General features: G+C 43.1%; 15 protein-coding genes, 1 tRNA gene and 1 pseudogene. 13 read left to right on the top strand and 4 right to left on the bottom strand.

The window, feature by feature from the left end; translation table 11 throughout:
- Positions 1-94 precede the first annotated feature (94 nt).
- Positions 95-466: a CU044_2847 family protein gene (locus tag ANSO36C_RS30405; RefSeq protein ID WP_251957792.1), complete on the top strand. Its 372-nt coding sequence runs from the start codon at positions 95-97 to the stop codon at positions 464-466.
- Between the two features lie 43 nt (positions 467-509).
- Here the strand turns inward: ANSO36C_RS30405 and ANSO36C_RS30400 are convergent, their stop codons facing one another.
- Positions 510-809 (bottom strand): hypothetical protein, encoded by a 300-nt coding sequence (locus tag ANSO36C_RS30400; RefSeq protein ID WP_251957791.1) that lies wholly within the window; start codon positions 807-809, stop codon positions 510-512.
- Between the two features lie 114 nt (positions 810-923).
- Positions 924-2650 (bottom strand): annotated as a pseudogene (locus ANSO36C_RS30395) (S8 family peptidase).
- A 760-nt stretch (positions 2651-3410) separates the two neighbouring features.
- On the opposite strand from ANSO36C_RS30395, the gene ANSO36C_RS30390 reads away from it, so the two are divergent.
- Positions 3411-4877 (top strand): glycoside hydrolase family 13 protein, encoded by a 1467-nt coding sequence (locus tag ANSO36C_RS30390; protein ID WP_251957790.1) that lies wholly within the window; start codon positions 3411-3413, stop codon positions 4875-4877.
- Positions 4878-4978: 101 nt separating this feature from the next.
- On the opposite strand, the gene ANSO36C_RS30385 is transcribed toward ANSO36C_RS30390, so the two are convergent.
- The gene (locus ANSO36C_RS30385; RefSeq protein WP_251957789.1) at positions 4979-5398 is read right to left on the bottom strand and encodes a fasciclin domain-containing protein; all 420 of its coding nucleotides are present in this window, start codon (positions 5396-5398) and stop codon (positions 4979-4981) included.
- Between the two features lie 149 nt (positions 5399-5547).
- Between ANSO36C_RS30385 and ANSO36C_RS30380 the strand changes: the two genes are divergently transcribed.
- From ANSO36C_RS30380 to trpD, 6 genes are all read left to right on the top strand, one after another.
- Positions 5548-5784 (top strand): DNA-directed RNA polymerase subunit omega, encoded by a 237-nt coding sequence (locus ANSO36C_RS30380; RefSeq protein ID WP_094351515.1) that lies wholly within the window; start codon positions 5548-5550, stop codon positions 5782-5784.
- Positions 5785-5806: 22 nt separating this feature from the next.
- Positions 5807-6415: a hypothetical protein gene (locus ANSO36C_RS30375; protein WP_251957788.1), complete on the top strand. Its 609-nt coding sequence runs from the start codon at positions 5807-5809 to the stop codon at positions 6413-6415.
- 51 nt (positions 6416-6466) lie between these two features.
- Positions 6467-6832 (top strand): DUF1818 family protein, encoded by a 366-nt coding sequence (locus ANSO36C_RS30370; RefSeq protein WP_251957787.1) that lies wholly within the window; start codon positions 6467-6469, stop codon positions 6830-6832.
- A 51-nt stretch (positions 6833-6883) separates the two neighbouring features.
- Positions 6884-6957 (top strand) — tRNA-Pro (locus ANSO36C_RS30365).
- 283 nt (positions 6958-7240) lie between these two features.
- Entirely contained in the window at positions 7241-8230 is a 990-nt protein-coding gene (locus ANSO36C_RS30360) for a ferritin-like domain-containing protein (protein WP_251957786.1), read from the top strand.
- 139 nt (positions 8231-8369) lie between these two features.
- A complete protein-coding gene (gene trpD, locus ANSO36C_RS30355) occupies positions 8370-9443 on the top strand; it encodes an anthranilate phosphoribosyltransferase (protein ID WP_251957785.1) in 1074 nt (357 codons plus the stop codon).
- Here the strand turns inward: trpD and ANSO36C_RS30350 are convergent.
- Positions 9373-10410 carry a retropepsin-like aspartic protease family protein gene (locus tag ANSO36C_RS30350; protein ID WP_251957784.1) on the bottom strand — a complete coding sequence of 346 codons (1038 nt, stop codon included), beginning with the start codon at positions 10408-10410 and terminating at the stop codon, positions 9373-9375. The genes trpD and ANSO36C_RS30350 overlap by 71 nt on opposite strands.
- A 299-nt stretch (positions 10411-10709) precedes the next feature.
- Here ANSO36C_RS30350 and carA point away from each other — a divergent pair, with 299 nt between their 5' ends.
- From carA to ANSO36C_RS30325, 5 genes are all read left to right on the top strand, one after another.
- The gene (gene carA, locus ANSO36C_RS30345) at positions 10710-11873 is read left to right on the top strand and encodes a glutamine-hydrolyzing carbamoyl-phosphate synthase small subunit (protein WP_251957783.1); all 1164 of its coding nucleotides are present in this window, start codon (positions 10710-10712) and stop codon (positions 11871-11873) included.
- A gap of 164 nt (positions 11874-12037) precedes the next feature.
- Positions 12038-12403 (top strand): STAS domain-containing protein, encoded by a 366-nt coding sequence (locus tag ANSO36C_RS30340; protein ID WP_251960482.1) that lies wholly within the window; start codon positions 12038-12040, stop codon positions 12401-12403.
- A gap of 978 nt (positions 12404-13381) precedes the next feature.
- Positions 13382-13861, top strand: coding sequence for a Mini-ribonuclease 3 (locus tag ANSO36C_RS30335; protein WP_190941075.1), 480 nt, complete (start codon positions 13382-13384; stop codon positions 13859-13861).
- 92 nt (positions 13862-13953) lie between these two features.
- Positions 13954-15135 (top strand): 23S rRNA (guanosine(2251)-2'-O)-methyltransferase RlmB, encoded by a 1182-nt coding sequence (gene rlmB, locus ANSO36C_RS30330; protein ID WP_251957782.1) that lies wholly within the window; start codon positions 13954-13956, stop codon positions 15133-15135.
- Positions 15136-15222: 87 nt separating this feature from the next.
- Entirely contained in the window at positions 15223-15525 is a 303-nt protein-coding gene (locus ANSO36C_RS30325) for a DUF1816 domain-containing protein (protein ID WP_251957781.1), read from the top strand.
- The last annotated feature ends 36 nt before the right edge of the window (positions 15526-15561 follow it).

Genomic DNA, 15561 nt, shown 5'->3' with positions numbered 1-15561 from the left:
TGACTGTGTTACTAGAAACAATACCATCTATTATTTTTCTACAAGCAAATTGAAATTTTTCAGACACGATACAAAAATTTAACTGAGGTATCCCATGTCAGAAGTACAGCAACTATTTTTTGAAGCAGATGGAGAGATTGAGCAGATTGAGATCAACCTCACAGCCACCGAAACAAGTTCGGAAATTGAGGAGGATGACGATGGCATAGAATACAAGGATGTGCGAACAGATGCGATCGCTCGGATGCAACAAGCTCGGCAAATGATTCGCTCTTATACTATCTATGCTCTTAGTGCTTTTAAAGACTTCAATACTGCTGAGATTGAGGAGGTAAAACTTACATTTGGCATTAAGTTGGGTGGCAAAGCAGGCATTCCTTACATTACCGAAGGTTCAGCCGAAAGTAATCTGCAAATTGAGGTGAAGTGTAAGTTTGCAGAAAAACCAAAACCTGACTCACAATAAACGCAAAAAATTATCCGCACAGTGTAGGGTTAGGTAATGCCCATTAAACACCCAATTTTCCTATATTTAGTCTCCTATTAACCAAACCTAATTGCTGCGATCGCTTCAAATATTTCACCCAAGGTTGCTCTGACAACTGAGAAATGGCATTTGGTGAGAGTGTTGCCGTGAAAATATCTTTGCCACTGCTAACACCACTGACACCAAAACTTTCTAAAACAGCAGTTGCAGCAGAGTTTAAAATTGGTTCAGTATGAATGAAAACTGTCAAACTTGGTTCTTCTGAATTTTGAACATCATTCAGCGCTGTAGCAAGAGCAGCATCTAATTTTTGATAATTCATCAGCAATTCCTTAGTAAAGAGGGTAGACAATTACTGTCTACCCTAACTTATCAAATTTATAGGTTATTATTGCCTACCCTTGTACAGAAATAATATCCACCTTTCTCAATCTAATTACAGATTCAAAGCGTTAATCACTCCATAACCCCATTTCTCATCAAATGTGCCTGGGGGTTTTCCGGGAATAGCACTATTTTTACGTAGCAAGTCTTTCACAGCAGCCGGATCAAGTTTAGGATCTCGCTGCAACAACAGTGCTACTAACCCACTTACAAAGGGTGTCGCCATACTCGTACCCGCCTGCACCACAAACTTAGAATTAATCATCGATGAACGGTCAAAATTTGCATCGGCGGAAAGGGTGGAAATAATCATCGCTCCTGGTGCTGCTACATCCGGCTTGTGTCCATTATTGCGTAGGGGGCCTTCACTACTGAAGTCGGAAACAGTATTTAATTCTAAGCCCATTTCTCGTACTTGGCCATCAATATCTGTGTACTTGGTTCTAGTAGTATAGGCAGCAACTGTAATTGCACTGCTGGCGGCTCCTGGTGAGCCAATTTTTACCGCATCCTTCACACTTTTACCTGTAAAAAACACTGATGAAGTGTCATCTAGTGTCCACACATTCAAACATGTGTCAGTTGAAGAACAGTTGCGGACTCGCAGCTGCCAAATACCTCCCATGACTTGCGAGGGGCCAATACCGCGTATTTGCACAAAGAAATTATGGTCGCCGTTGGCTTGGTCTGGTGGTGGTGTCGCTAATTGCACCCGTGAATCTGGTAACTGGTAATCTTGTGCAGCATTACCATCAGTAATTATTTTTTGGAAGGGAGTTACAAAACCGTTAGGACTCCGCACGGACACTTCCAATTCGCTATCTTTAGAATACCAAGCGTTTAACCAAACTATGCCTACTTGATTCAAGGAACATTAAAGCGCATACCACGAGTGCGTCCACTGGGTATTGTCGTTTGTCCATGAATGTTAGCGTTTCCTTCGTTACCCGCAGCAGAGCAAACAATTCTTCCAGGGCCAGTTTCGGCATCAATAACTTTGGATAAGGAATCACTACCATCATGGGCATCAGCGTGTCCACCCAAGCTGAGATTTACCACTGCTGGGCGTCCTAACTCTTTAGCAAGTCGGAAAATGTAACGCACAGCATCAGCAATGTGGGCATCCTGTAAATCTGACCTGACAATAACTAATTCTGCTTCTGGTGCTACACCGCCATAGCTAGCATCAGCACCGGCGGCAATTCCGGCAACGTGAGTGCCATGACCGCCAGTATCTTGAGAAATTGTCAGTTGCGCTCCCGTGAATTCAGCCCCATAGCCGCCCTCTGTGACTCCTGGGCCTGGTAGTGTTTGATCCCAAATGTGTAAAATTCGTCCAGCAAAGGCAGGGTGTTTCGGATCAATGCCACTGTCTATAATGCCGATGATTACTCCTTTACCAGTCAGTCCGGTTTGATTCTTAAATTCCGGCAGTTTGACTGTTCCTATTGCAGTGTCCATCCTCAAATGAAGTTTGCGTGATGGCTTGATGCGTTGGATAACATCTTCTTCAGATAAGACATCTAAACTTTCTAAGGGTAAGAAAGCTGTCCGCACACTTCCAGAGTTTTGATTGACTTCAATATTATATTGTGATAGATAACTTAAGTCTGCATCAGGGTCGCAGTAGATAAAAACGACGCTCTTAGTGGGCTTTACCGGGCTTTTGTGGGCAATGATGCCAAGCGATCGCTTGTGTGTAACTAAAGCTTGATCTCCTTCGTTTTGATAGTCTTGAAATGCCAAAAGTAGTCCGGGAGAAAGTTTTTCGTGCTTCATCTTTACCTCAAATTAAATTTATTTCCTGAAAGCAAAATAGTGATTCTAGTAAGAATAGTCGCTTTAGTATCGTAGTTTTTTAGCCTTAATTATTTGATGCGACTATAGTTATCTATTGTTTTCATAGATAACATCAAATAAGCTTAGGCGGCTGTAAGTTATTCCTAAGACAATTGCTAATTCATAACTCATATTCCTGAATCACATCTCCCTCATATTGATTTTATTTGGCTCATGAGACATCCTTGAGCAGTTGCATCTAAGAATTACCTAAGACTGGGGTAACAGGTAATTTTTATGAAGCTATTAAATATATCCACTGTCTGCCTAAATCATTACGGATAAAGTCAAAAAAAGAAAATTAAGAATAATTAAGGAATAAATAAAAACTATAAATTTGTTAAAGAAAATTTTAGGAATCATATCAAGTTCGGCAAATCACTTACGATATGTCATTGCGAATGCAACGAAGTGGAATGAAGCAATCGCAAGGCTTTGGGATTGCCGCGCTTCGCTTGCAATTGACATAAATATTAAGTCGCACATGATATCAATGATAGGTCTAACTTGTTGATCTGTTAAAAACCAAAACAAACTGCAATCAAAATAGTTAAGACTGATAACATTTACGTATAAAACAGCAGGAAAAAAGTTAAATCACTAATGACTACTGACAGATGACAGATTCTCTATCATAAGTAAGAGCCATAAAAAAGCTAATATTTGCAACGATCGCTTCTAAAGGTACAAAAAGTTATTCATGCAAATTCAAACACCAGACTGGGTAAAGCACGCGGTTTTCTACCAAATCTTCCCAGACCGCTTTGCTAGAAGCAAACAGCCGCGCAAACGGTTATTGCGGGAAGCCCGTTGGGAAGATTGGGACTCTATGCCAACACTCCAAGGCTATAAAGGTGGCGATTTATGGGGCATCATGGAGGGTTTAGACTACATCCAGGATTTGGGGATTAACGCGATTTATTTCACACCCATTTTTCAATCTGCCAGCAATCACCGCTATCATACCCACGATTATTATCAAGTTGACCCGATGTTAGGGGGCAACGAGGCTTTTAAGGAATTGCTAGATGCAGCCCACCAAAGGAATATCAAAGTAGTTCTGGATGGAGTGTTTAACCATTCCAGCCGGGGCTTTTTCTTTTTCCACGACGTTTTAGAAAATGGCCCCCATTCACCTTGGGTAAATTGGTTCAAAATTGAAGGCTGGCCCCTTTCAGCATACAATGGGGAATTCCCTGCTAATTATGTAGGTTGGGCAGGAAATCGTGCTTTACCAGAATTTAACCACGACAACCCAGAAGTACGAGAATACATTATGGAAATTGCCGAATATTGGATAAAATTCGGCATTGATGGTTGGCGATTAGATGTACCATTTGAAATAAAAACTCCTGGTTTTTGGCAGGAATTTCGCGATCGCGTCAAAGCCATCAATCCCGAAGCTTATATTGTCGGCGAAGTGTGGGGAGATTCCCGTGAGTGGTTGGATGGAACGCAATTTGACGGCGTGATGAATTATCTATTTGCTGGGCCGACAATTGCCTTTGCAGCTGGCGATCGCGTAGACTTAGAACAAGTCCAAAGCCGCGACTATCAACCCTACCCACCCTTATTTGCCGCCGAGTACGCTACCAAAATCCAAGAAGTACTGCAACTTTACCCTTGGGAAATTCAGCTAACTCAACTCAATTTGCTAGCAAGTCATGATACAGCTAGATTGATGACCATTGCAGACGGTGATATAGGTAGTATAGAATTGTCAACTCTATTGCTACTCACCTTTCCCGGTGCCCCCAGTATTTACTATGGTGATGAAGTTGGTTTACCAGGTGCAATAGATCCAGACTCACGGCGTGGCTTTCCCTTAGAAGCTAACTGGAATCGAGAAATTTTCAATACTCACCGTCAATTAATTGCCCTGCGCCACACATACCCAGCCTTGCGTACAGGTGATTACCAAGTTCTCCATGCTCAAGAACAAATTTATATCTTTGCGCGAACTCTAGGGACAGAAGAATTGATAATTGCCGTCAACGCTGGCACAAGTTCGGCAACAGCGAATGCAGATGTCGTCAGTTTGCGTACTCAACCCAACAAGCTTTTATATGGCACTGCTGAAGTTGAGTGGAATGGTGAAGGAGAAACTCAGCAGTTGTCGTTAACTGTCCCCGCACGCAGTGGGTGCATTCTGGGGGCTGGGGATTAGAGGGAGCAGGGGAAGCAGGGGAAGCAAGAATGGAATAACTTGCCCAATGCCCAATGCCCAATGCCCAATGCCCCATGCCCAATGCCCCATGCCCAATTACATTACCTTCCCGCCACCATTGCAGGCATCAACACCGCATCAATAATATGGATCACGCCATTGTCTGTCAGAATATCTGTTTTGACGATATTGGCGTCATTCACCTTAAACTTACCGTCGGCAGATTCAATGGCTACAATTGACCCTTCAAGCGTCTGTGCCTCATTAATCTGTGCCAAATCATCAGACCGAACATCCCCACTAGCAACATGATACGCCACAATTTTCTGGAGCTTGGGGATATCTTGTAATAGCGAATCTAAAGTTCCCTCTGGCAGATTATCAAAAGCTTCGTCAGTCGGTGCAAAGAGCGTGAAAGAACCAGGATTTTTCAAAGTTTCTATGAGATTGACAGCTTTAACAGCCTTTATTAGGGTATTGAAATTACCTGCTGCGATCGCAGTTTCCACAAGGTCAGCCATGAGGGTGCGTTATTTAATACTACAAGTTACTTATAAAGTGACTAAAATATCTTAGCCTCTATCAATAGAGAGGTTGCTGGCATTAAACAGACAGCAGCAGACTGATTTAGTACTGTTACACTGGATAATGACCCCAAGAACCACTGATTATGCTAAAGCGTTCTAAGTTCGAGACAACTCAGTCTCAGATTATGCACCGTGCTGAGGATCTGATTAGTGCAGCCTCAAATCGTTACCGCATTACGGTTCAGGTGGCAAATCGTGCTAAACGTCGGCGTTACGAAGACTTTGAAAGTAACGAAGATGCAATGATGAAGCCAGTACTAAGAGCAATTATCGAAATGTCCGATGAATTGACTCAGCCAGAAATTATCGGCGAACTATAAAAAAGGCTTTAGAGAAGGTAGGATGAGCAAAAATTTCTCGTTCATTCAATCCCTATTTAAACCCTGGCAGACACTCACTGCCTTAATGGTAGTGGGTGTAATTGTTTTGGGTTCAGGGGCGGACAAATCAATACAGAAAAATTTATTTAGTATCCAACCTGTATATGCTCAGAGAATCACTCCAAGCGATGTTTGGCAGCTAGTGTATCAACAGTTGCCAGATTTACCACGGGAAAACAAGTATATCAGTAAAGAAAATGGCAAAGTTGCTGAAAACAACACCTTAGTAACTCGCCTGATCCGATACCATATTTATACCAAAGGGCGTGCCCCAATTTATCGCTTCGATTGGAAGCTAACTTTAGCTGATTACCTAGGTGCGAATGAAATTATGTATGATACTACCTATCCAGGCAACGATTCATTACGGCAAAATCCGATAGAAGGCGATCGCAAAGCAATCACTCGTCTCACCCGCAGCGAACGAAATGCCTTAGTGCAAGTCTTAGTCAATATATTTAATCCTACTTCCCAAAATACCTTATCTCCTAACACCAACACCGCACCCAGTCCGAATACATCAACTACTCCACAGCCAGCACAACGAGGAGGTGCTGAACTACTAAAATGACCATTCCTTTGCGTTACGCCTCTGCGTACCTCTGCCTTTAAAAACTAAACTATGGAACGCGTTATCAAAAGCGGATCGGGTTGGCGTATTGGTTGGAACCCCGATGCACCTGAATTTAAAGGTTTAGTGGGTACAGATGATTGGGCAATAGAGTTAACCGAAGCCGAGTTGAATGATTTTTGCCGTCTATTAGCGCAGCTAGCAGACACCATGAAGCAACTTGCAACTGAATTGATGGAAGAAGAAAAAATTGCTTGTGAAGCCGAGAGCGATTTATTATGGATGGAGGTAGAAGGCTTTCCTCATGCTTATAGCCTACGCCTCATCTTGAATACAGGGCGATGTGTTGAAGGTAAATGGGATGCTTCTGCTGTTCTAGATTTACTGCAAGCGACTGAGATGCTTAAGGTTTTTTAAATATTACCTCTTGATTATCTTAGAGTTTTGCTATATGATGGTAATTCTGACCGGGGCGTAGCGCAGCTTGGTAGCGCGCCACTTTGGGGTAGTGGAGGTCGTGGGTTCGAATCCCGCCGCTCCGATTGATGATAAGCCATACCTGCTAGTCTTTTTAAAAGATTGGCAGGTTTTTTCATAAATTTTTGGAAATGGTATGACACCAGTGCGATCGCAATCTCTGCAATAGAATTAGTAGCTCTCAATAAATCTTGACTTGATTCTAAGAGTATACCAGTATTATCACTGAAGTTTAACACTTAGAGCTAAAGCTATCCTGTAGCGGGAATATACGGAAGTTACCGTATATTAATTGATTCTTCGCAACCAATAGTCAAGGAAAATTTATGAGTTTTACAGAAATTAAGAATGCTTCAATTGCAGAACTTTTACAAACTGAAAGCGCAGAAAGAGATATTGACTGGCTCAAGAACAGTTTTAAATGCAGCTATACAACTGGAGTTAGCTACTTTACCACCATATCTTTGTGCTTGGTGGTCTATTAAAGATTTGCAAGCACCTGCTGCTAGATTGATTCGCACAGTTCTAATTGAAGAAATGCTACACATGGGATTAGTAGCTAATATGTTGACAACTATCGGCGGCAAACCACAAATCAGCACCGTTTTACCTACTTATCCAGGCCCCTTACCAGGAGGTGTACGACCTCAGTTGACTGTATATTTGGCAGGTCTGAGTAAGACTTATTTAGATGAAGTTTGCAAACAAATTGAATATCCTGAAAGTGGGCCAATTGCCTTCTTTTTAGGCGAAACTTTTCCCACCATTGGTGCTTTTTACGATGCAATCCTTGAAGCATTTAAAGAATTGCAACCTAAGATGACTGGTGCTAATCAGCTAACTGGGGCAGTTGGGCCAAAACATGAATTATACGCAATCAACACACTTGCTGATGTAGAGAAGGCAATTAATGAAATTAAGGTGCAAGGAGAAGGAACTTCCTTATCACCAGATTCAGACGAATTTGAGGGAGAACTAGCTCATTATTATAAATTTGATGAAATTTCTCATGGACAAAGATTGATTCAAGTTGATGGTATGTGGAAATATGCAGGTGATGTTGTTCCATTTCCTGAGACATATCAAATGGCGAAAGTTCCTAAAGGTGGTTGGAATAATCCACCTCAAGAAGTTCAACAGCTATTAGATACCTTTAACAACACTTTTCAATTAGTCTTAGATAATCTTGAAGGTGCTTGGAATAATGGCAATCAAGACCTCCTTAATACTGCAATTGGTGATATGTTTCAGTTGAAAGAATCTGCTGTTAAACTTATGCAAACCCCATTACCTGATGGTAGTGGTAATTATGGGCCAGATTTCCTCATAAATAGTTAGAGCTAGGCGATCGCAATCTGTAGAGACGCGAGGAATTGCGTCTCTAGTCAAGCTAACTTTGAGAACTGCCAATTTTCCGGTAGGATAGCTCCCATACCCTTCAATGTAGCTGCACCCTACAATACCATAAACCTTAGCTATGACAACTTTCCCAATCCCTGCTCAAGAATCTTCTGTTAGCTGGTATATCTTGCTGCAACAATTGATAGATGGACAATCATTATCCCGTACTCAATCTGCTGAATTGATGCAAGGATGGCTCAGTGAAGCCGTTCCTCCAGAGTTATCAGGGGCTATTTTAACAGCGCTGAACTTTAAAGGCATTTCTGCCGACGAGTTGACCGGTATGGCCGAAGTATTACAGTCTCAATCAAAAATGGGGGCTGGAGAAAAATCGACTCAATCACCAATCTCCCTAATTGATACCTGTGGCACTGGTGGAGATGGATCATCAACTTTTAATATTTCTACGGCGGTTGCTTTTGTTGCTGCTGCATCTGGTGTATCGGTGGCCAAACATGGCAATCGTTCTGCGTCAAGTCTCACAGGAAGTGCAGATGTTTTGGAAGCCTTGGGAGTCAACTTAAGTGCTTCTAGCGAAAAAGTGCAAGCAGCAATACAAGAAGTTGGCATCACCTTCTTGTTTGCCCCTGGTTGGCATCCAGCACTCAAGGCAGTTGCCCAATTACGGCGAACTTTGAAGGTACGAACAGTGTTTAATCTGCTGGGGCCGTTGGTAAACCCCTTGCGTCCAACTGGGCAAGTGGTGGGCTTATTTACTCCCAAGCTTTTGGCAACTGTTGCCCAAGCTTTACAAAATTTGGGCAAAGAAAAGGCAATTGTGCTACACGGGCGAGAAAAACTTGATGAGGCTGGGTTAGGAGATTTAACTGATTTGGCAGTGTTATCAGAAGGAGAAGTGCAGTTAACTACCATTAATCCCCTAGATTTGGATTTAACGCCTGCTCCCATAGGTATGCTGCGGGGTGGGGATGTGCAAGAGAATGCGGTGATTCTCAAGGCTGTACTCCAAGGTAAGGGAACTCAGGCGCAACAGGATGCAGTCGCTTTGAATGCGTCATTGGCGCTACAAGTAGCGGGTACGATCGCTTTCCTCGATCACGCCCAAGGGATTAAAATCGCTAAGGATATCCTACAAAGTGGGGCAGCTTGGACGAAGTTGGAGCAGTTAGTTGAGTTTCTGGGGAATTAATTTGCGATCGCAACTGCGGACGAAATTCTACGACATTACGTTTGATGGTGACATCGTAATTGCCAAAAAAGTCATGTCCTAGAAGGCCAGTTTCTAGTTCCGCACCTGCGATCGCAACTGGTGTTTTATTTACAATTACCCCGCCAACTGCCATCGAATTAACATAGCCCACCGGAAATTCTACAGCTCTGGCACTCGCGGTGTTTGCTTTAGCTTTTCCCACTGTCACGACTCCTAAAGCATTAGCCATCTGTTGGGTAATCACAGTCCCACTTGCTCCCGTATCCACGATCATCTCAAATTGTTGTCGGCCATTGAAGGTGACTTCCACAATTGGCGTGCCACCAATTCGCCTTTTAATCGGGGCTGTAAATACTTCCTGATCTGGAATTACCACTGCTGATGAAGGCAAACCTGGCTCTGGTGACAACGGTTTTGTTTCTTGTGGAGGTGAGATATATTTTGGTTTGGTTGCCATCTGGGGAACAACAACGACTATTTTTTGAGGTTCCCTAACTGGCACAGGGCGAGGATTAGCTTGCTGTTGGGCATATTTAACTTGGCGGCGATATTCAGTTATTTTAGTTTGAGCGATCGCAAATTCTGGGCTTTGTCGTCGCACTTTTCCCATCAACGCGATCGCATGTTGGTACTGACTCGCCACCAAATTCCAGTCATCTGGAGATTGAGCCGATTGGCTGATACTCCAAGCGCCAACAGCTTTGTCTCGCCCCATCTCAAAAAGACTTGGTTCACTTTCAGACGAATCTAGCGGTTGTACTTCTGGGGTAGCTGCTGGTGTGACTGGTTCAACAGCAGGCTGAATTGATGCCACCCCAATTGGCGTGGGTTGCTCATTGCCACCAGTTGCAGTGTTCCGTTTGTCTTCACTACAGGCAACAGACAAAACCGCTAGAGCGCTTGATACAAAAATTAGGGTTACACGGGATAAAAAAAACTGAAGCATAATTAATTTTAACTGCCCAAGCTTTGCCAAATCCACTCCCGCTACTTTAAATAATTCCCTTTTAATTTTAATTAACTATCTTAAAAACTTCCAATAGCTCAACTCATGGGATAATTAACAATCGCAGTATTGGGGAATGGGGAGTAGGAAATGGGGAAGAGTTTTCCCAACGCCTCTCAAGAGTGCTAAGTGGGGTAGAGGGGAGAATAACTCCAAACTCCTAACTCCTAACTCAGCACTCAGAACTGTTTTGCCTACTCCCCACTCCCCACTCCCCACTCCCCACTCCCCAATTTACTATGCCTCTGACTGACTCAATACCAGCTTTACTTGTCCTAGCAGATGGAACCACTTATCGCGGTTGGTCTTTCGGTGCTACGGGAACAGCGATCGGAGAAGTGGTCTTCAACACTGGCATGACCGGCTATCAAGAAGTCCTGACTGACCCTAGTTACTCTGGTCAAATAGTCATTTTTACTTATCCTGAATTGGGAAATACCGGCGTAAATCCTGAAGATGAAGAATCAGATGGCCCCCAAGTGCAGGGTGCGATCGCACGGAATATTTGTCAACGTCCAAGTAACTGGCGATCGACACAATCTTTACCTGACTACCTCAAACAAAACCAAATACCAGGGATATACGGCATCGATACCCGCGCCCTAACCCGCAAAATTCGGATGTTCGGAGCGATGAACGGTGGCATTTCTACAACCATTCTCGATGAAGCGGAATTGTTAGAGCGGGTACAAGCAGCTCCCAACATGGCAGGATTGAATCTGGTTCGTGAAGTTACCACCGCAAAGGCTTACGAATGGTCAGATCCCACAATTGCAGCTTGGGAATTCAACTCTGAGGCTGCGGAAAATCTTGGAGAACCCTTTACCGTTGTTGCCCTTGACTTTGGCGTTAAACGTAATATTTTACGTCGCTTAGTAAGTTATGGTTGCCGGGTAATTGTTGTACCCTCTGATACGCCACCAGAGGAAATTCTCAAATACAATCCAGATGGTGTATTTCTTTCTAACGGGCCTGGCGACCCTGCTGCCGTCACCGAAGGGATTGCAACTGCCAAAGCACTCCTGTTAAGTCAAAAACCCATCTTTGGTATTTGTATGGGACACCAAATTTTAGGTCATGCACTGGGGGCAAAAACCTATAAACTCAAATTTGGTCATCGTGGTTTGAATCAGCCAGCAGGCCTACAACAACGGGTAGAAATTACCAGCCAAAACCATAGTTTTGCTATTGACCCAGATTCATTACCTACGGCAGATGTGGAAATCAGTCACCTGAATTTAAATGATCGCACCATTGCCGGAGTACGTCATAAATCTCTACCTGTATTCTCCGTACAGTATCACCCAGAAGCCAGCCCTGGCCCCCACGATGCTGATTACTTGTTTGAGCAATTTGTTCAATCCATGCGAACAGCACGTCAAGCCGTGGCAGAGGTGAGGTAAAAATAGGAAATGGGGAATGGGGAATAGGGAATGGGGAATAGGGAAGAGTTTTCCAATACTCAATGCCCAATGCCCAATGCCCAATGCCCTATTCCAGCAGATTGTAGACAATTTGCTCAAAAACCATCTATACTTGAGCGTTCACTTTAACTCATGAGGAGGGAATTATTGCTGAGCCACTAAATCTAACCGTTAGCCTGAGGGGCACTCGTGAAGTCCGGGATAACTGTCAGCTATTCCGCCTCACAGGTTTGTTAGATGCTTTTTCTGAGCCGACATTTCGCAAGACACTTGGCAGCAAGATTGATGAGGGCCCTAAGCACATTATTTTGGATCTCTCACAAATCGACTTTATTGATAGCTCTGGCTTAGGCGCTCTGGTGCAGCTAGCCAAGCAGGCTCAAACTGCTGATGGCACTTTGCAAATTGTCACAAATGCCCGTGTAACTCAAACGGTCAAGCTTGTTCGCCTAGAGAAGTTTCTCTCCCTGCAAAAATCAGTTGAAGACGCTCTAGAAAACGTCAAGTAGTCTTGATAGCTCGACCTGAGAGTTCAATTTAGCTATTTAGATTCAACATCGGATAGCTTAATTTTTAAAACTTCTGGCAAAAAAAACCTCTCTCCTTGTGGGAGAGGCACAAAGCCAGTTGAACTATTATGTTTAAAGTTGAGCAATAAAAAGATATAAACAACCAGTTCTTAGCTATGTAATAGTTGGCTAAAATATAAGTTAAATTAAGAATTCAAGAGTCAGAATGGAAAGCGTGGGGAATTCAGACCTAACACTGTTTAGTTGACCGCTAAATATGCTTTCTTTAGTGTGGGGTCAAAACTGCCGTTTATTCATCCGTCTGCCGGACTCCAATTGATCAAACAGAATTCACGAGTCAGGAGCCAGAATTCAGAATGAATTCTGCGCGACTGGCGGATAGCGCAGCGTTAGCGAGTACTCGAGCGTCGCGTCTGAATAAATGGGTTTAAGACCCCCACCAAATTGAAAATTTGGTGGTCTACAATGAGTGGCGGGTCTGAATCCCCCACTCATTGATTCTGACTCCTGAATTCTGGCTTCTGAATTCTTCTTCAATCAAGCTGATTATGACTCCTGACTCCTGAATTCTGTTTTGATAAACAATCAAGTCTGAAAAATTTGTCAGAAATGCAAAGCCAGTAGATTTATCTACAGGTGGAGTTGGCTTAATACTGTATAGTGAATAGTTGCAGCTTACTAAGTAAGGATGGCAATGCGATCAAGTAAAAGGGTGAATTTGATGTCCAAATTTTACCCCATTTTAGCCCTACACCACAAGAAGTAGGCGAAATTTGGTTTATAGGCTATTGACATCAGGGTGACTTAAAAATGCCAACTATCAATCAAAAAGATGAAATTAGGAAGTAATTTTGATAGTATTGATTATGCTAAGTATATTAGCATGGCATACTTCAGAAAAGTCAGTCTTTGTAAAGATTGCCTGCCAAATGTAGCCCATCAAGGAATGATTTATTTGTGAAGTCACAGGAGGAAGAGCTATTAGATGGACAAGATAAAGCTCCCAAACAGAGTTTATCTTGGAACCAAGCACTCTTGGCAACCACAGCGCCATTCCAACAGATTTCTCTCTCACAAGTGCAAAACATTTCTCCTATTGCTTTAGCATATTTGGGGGATGCAATTTATGAGTTGTATGTTAGAATTTTCTATCTGCTGCCATTGCAGCGGTCAGGAATTTACCATAGTCTGGTAGTGGAGCAGGTAAGAGCGGAAACACAAGCGCTACATTTGCGATCGCTGATTCCTCATCTCAGGGATACCGAATTAGAAATTGTCCGACGGGGTAGAAACGCCGCAACAGGACGCCCTAAGCGACTTAATCCCGAAATTTATCAACAGGCAACTAGTCTAGAAACCTTAATTGGCTACTTATATCTCACCGATTACCAGCGTCTAACCGAACTGTTGCAAATACTTCATATAGAAAAGGAGTGAAAACTCAGTTTCACAGTAGGCACAACACTAGATTAGGTTCAAAAAATTGAGGTAATCGGGATGATCAACCATACGCTATATCTATAACTCAAATGCAGAATAAACCAAGAAAAGTCAAGACTTCTGGCGAAGCTAATCGTGGACAACCCGTAAAAATTAAAGGTAAACGTGTTGTTACTAATCCGACTCGTAATCCCAGGAAAGTAGATAGTAATCCTACTTCTGTTGCGAATCCGACTCGTAATCCCAGAAAAGTAGATAGCGATCCTATTTCTGCTGCGAATCCAACTCGCAATCCCAGAAAAATAGATAGCGATCCTATTTCTGTTGCGAATCCGACTCGCAATCCCAGAAAAGTAGATGGCAATACCATCTCTGTTGTTAATCCGACTCGCAATCCCAGGAAAATAGATAGCAACTCCAGCTATGGCAACTCCCGACAACGAAATAGCAACTTCTCCCAGCCGTCTGTATCTACACAACCGATAGAAGAAGATAACGATCTCATCTACGGTCGTCACCCCGTATTGAGTGCTTTGCAAAATCAGCGCAATCTCAATCGGATTTGGATTACTACCCGTTTGCGCTACGATCCCAGCTTTCACCATTTCCTCTTGCAAGCAAAGGAAAATGGCACAGTTATTGATGAGGTTGAACCCAAGCGTTTAGACCATCTTACTAACGGGGCCAATCACCAAGGTGTGGCAGCACAAACTGCTCCCTACGCCTACATCGAATTGGCGGATCTAATGGAACAAGCGAAATCTATAACCGATCCTGTAATTGTCGTGGCTGATGGAATTACTGATCCCCACAACTTGGGAGCAATTATTCGCACTGCCGAAGCAATAGGCGCTCAAGGGTTAGTTATTCCCCAAAGAAGAGCATCTGGCATCACTTCTACTGTAATGAAAGTTGCAGCAGGTGCTTTAGAAAATTTTGCTGTAGCTAGAGTTGTCAACCTCGGTCGTGCTTTAGAAGAATTAAAAGAAGCTGGCTTTTGGATTTATGGCACTGCTGCAAGTGGAAGCGAACCTGTGCATACAGTTAATTTCACTGGCCCCATCGTTTTGGTAATCGGCTCAGAAGGTGAAGGTCTGGGTATGTTAACTCAACGCTCCTGTGATTTTTTAGTATCGATTCCTCTACAGGGTAAAACTCCCAGCCTCAATGCCTCTGTAGCGGCGGGTATGGCGCTTTATGAAGTTTATCGTCAGCGATCGCTAAATACGCTGCACCTAGAAAAATTACAAAAAATTTCTTTGAAAAAATAACAGTAACAGAGTATAAAGAAATGTAAAAGATAATAAAGCATCATATCGTTTAACACCCTGTAGCACGTTTATAAATCGGCGAAAACCATGAAAACCATTTGGCATAACCTCAAGGAAGTGTTGATTAACACGTTCGAGAACCTCGGCTTGGCTTGGTGGGTAGAGATTGTGACGCAGAATCCCCGTTGCACGTACTACTTCGGGCCATTTCTGAGTTCTTCTGATGCAACCTTAGCAAGCAAAGGATACATAGAAGATTTGGAGCTTGAAGGAGCTACGGGAATTGTTGTAAATGTCAAGCGTTGCAAACCTAATACCTTAACAATTGCTGACGACTTGGGGGAAAGATTTGACCGCAAAGTACAGCCTGCCTTTGGCGGTCAAATTTAAGTTAGGCCAGAGAATAAACACGATGTAGGGATATGG

Source organism: Nostoc cf. commune SO-36, assembly GCF_023734775.1.
Classification (GTDB): Bacteria; Cyanobacteriota; Cyanobacteriia; order Cyanobacteriales; family Nostocaceae; genus Nostoc; species Nostoc commune_A.
This window is presented reverse-complemented; position numbering and strand designations above follow the sequence as displayed.

Excerpts from the sequence above, each read along its gene's own strand:
- ANSO36C_RS30400 (WP_251957791.1), bottom strand. The coding sequence starts at position 809 with ATGAATTATCAAAAATTAGATGCTGCTCTTGCTACAGCGCTGAATGAT.
- carA (WP_251957783.1), top strand. The coding sequence starts at position 10,710 with ATGCCTCTGACTGACTCAATACCAGCTTTACTTGTCCTAGCAGATGGA.
- rlmB (WP_251957782.1), top strand. The coding sequence starts at position 13,954 with ATGCAGAATAAACCAAGAAAAGTCAAGACTTCTGGCGAAGCTAATCGT.
- ANSO36C_RS30380 (WP_094351515.1), top strand. The coding sequence starts at position 5,548 with ATGCTAAAGCGTTCTAAGTTCGAGACAACTCAGTCTCAGATTATGCAC.
- ANSO36C_RS30385 (WP_251957789.1), bottom strand. The coding sequence starts at position 5,398 with ATGGCTGACCTTGTGGAAACTGCGATCGCAGCAGGTAATTTCAATACC.
- trpD (WP_251957785.1), top strand. The coding sequence starts at position 8,370 with ATGACAACTTTCCCAATCCCTGCTCAAGAATCTTCTGTTAGCTGGTAT.
- ANSO36C_RS30405 (WP_251957792.1), top strand. The coding sequence starts at position 95 with ATGTCAGAAGTACAGCAACTATTTTTTGAAGCAGATGGAGAGATTGAG.
- ANSO36C_RS30360 (WP_251957786.1), top strand. The coding sequence starts at position 7,241 with ATGCTTCAATTGCAGAACTTTTACAAACTGAAAGCGCAGAAAGAGATA.
- ANSO36C_RS30370 (WP_251957787.1), top strand. The coding sequence starts at position 6,467 with ATGGAACGCGTTATCAAAAGCGGATCGGGTTGGCGTATTGGTTGGAAC.
- ANSO36C_RS30325 (WP_251957781.1), top strand. The coding sequence starts at position 15,223 with ATGAAAACCATTTGGCATAACCTCAAGGAAGTGTTGATTAACACGTTC.
- ANSO36C_RS30350 (WP_251957784.1), bottom strand. The coding sequence starts at position 10,410 with ATGCTTCAGTTTTTTTTATCCCGTGTAACCCTAATTTTTGTATCAAGC.
- ANSO36C_RS30375 (WP_251957788.1), top strand. The coding sequence starts at position 5,807 with ATGAGCAAAAATTTCTCGTTCATTCAATCCCTATTTAAACCCTGGCAG.
- ANSO36C_RS30390 (WP_251957790.1), top strand. The coding sequence starts at position 3,411 with ATGCAAATTCAAACACCAGACTGGGTAAAGCACGCGGTTTTCTACCAA.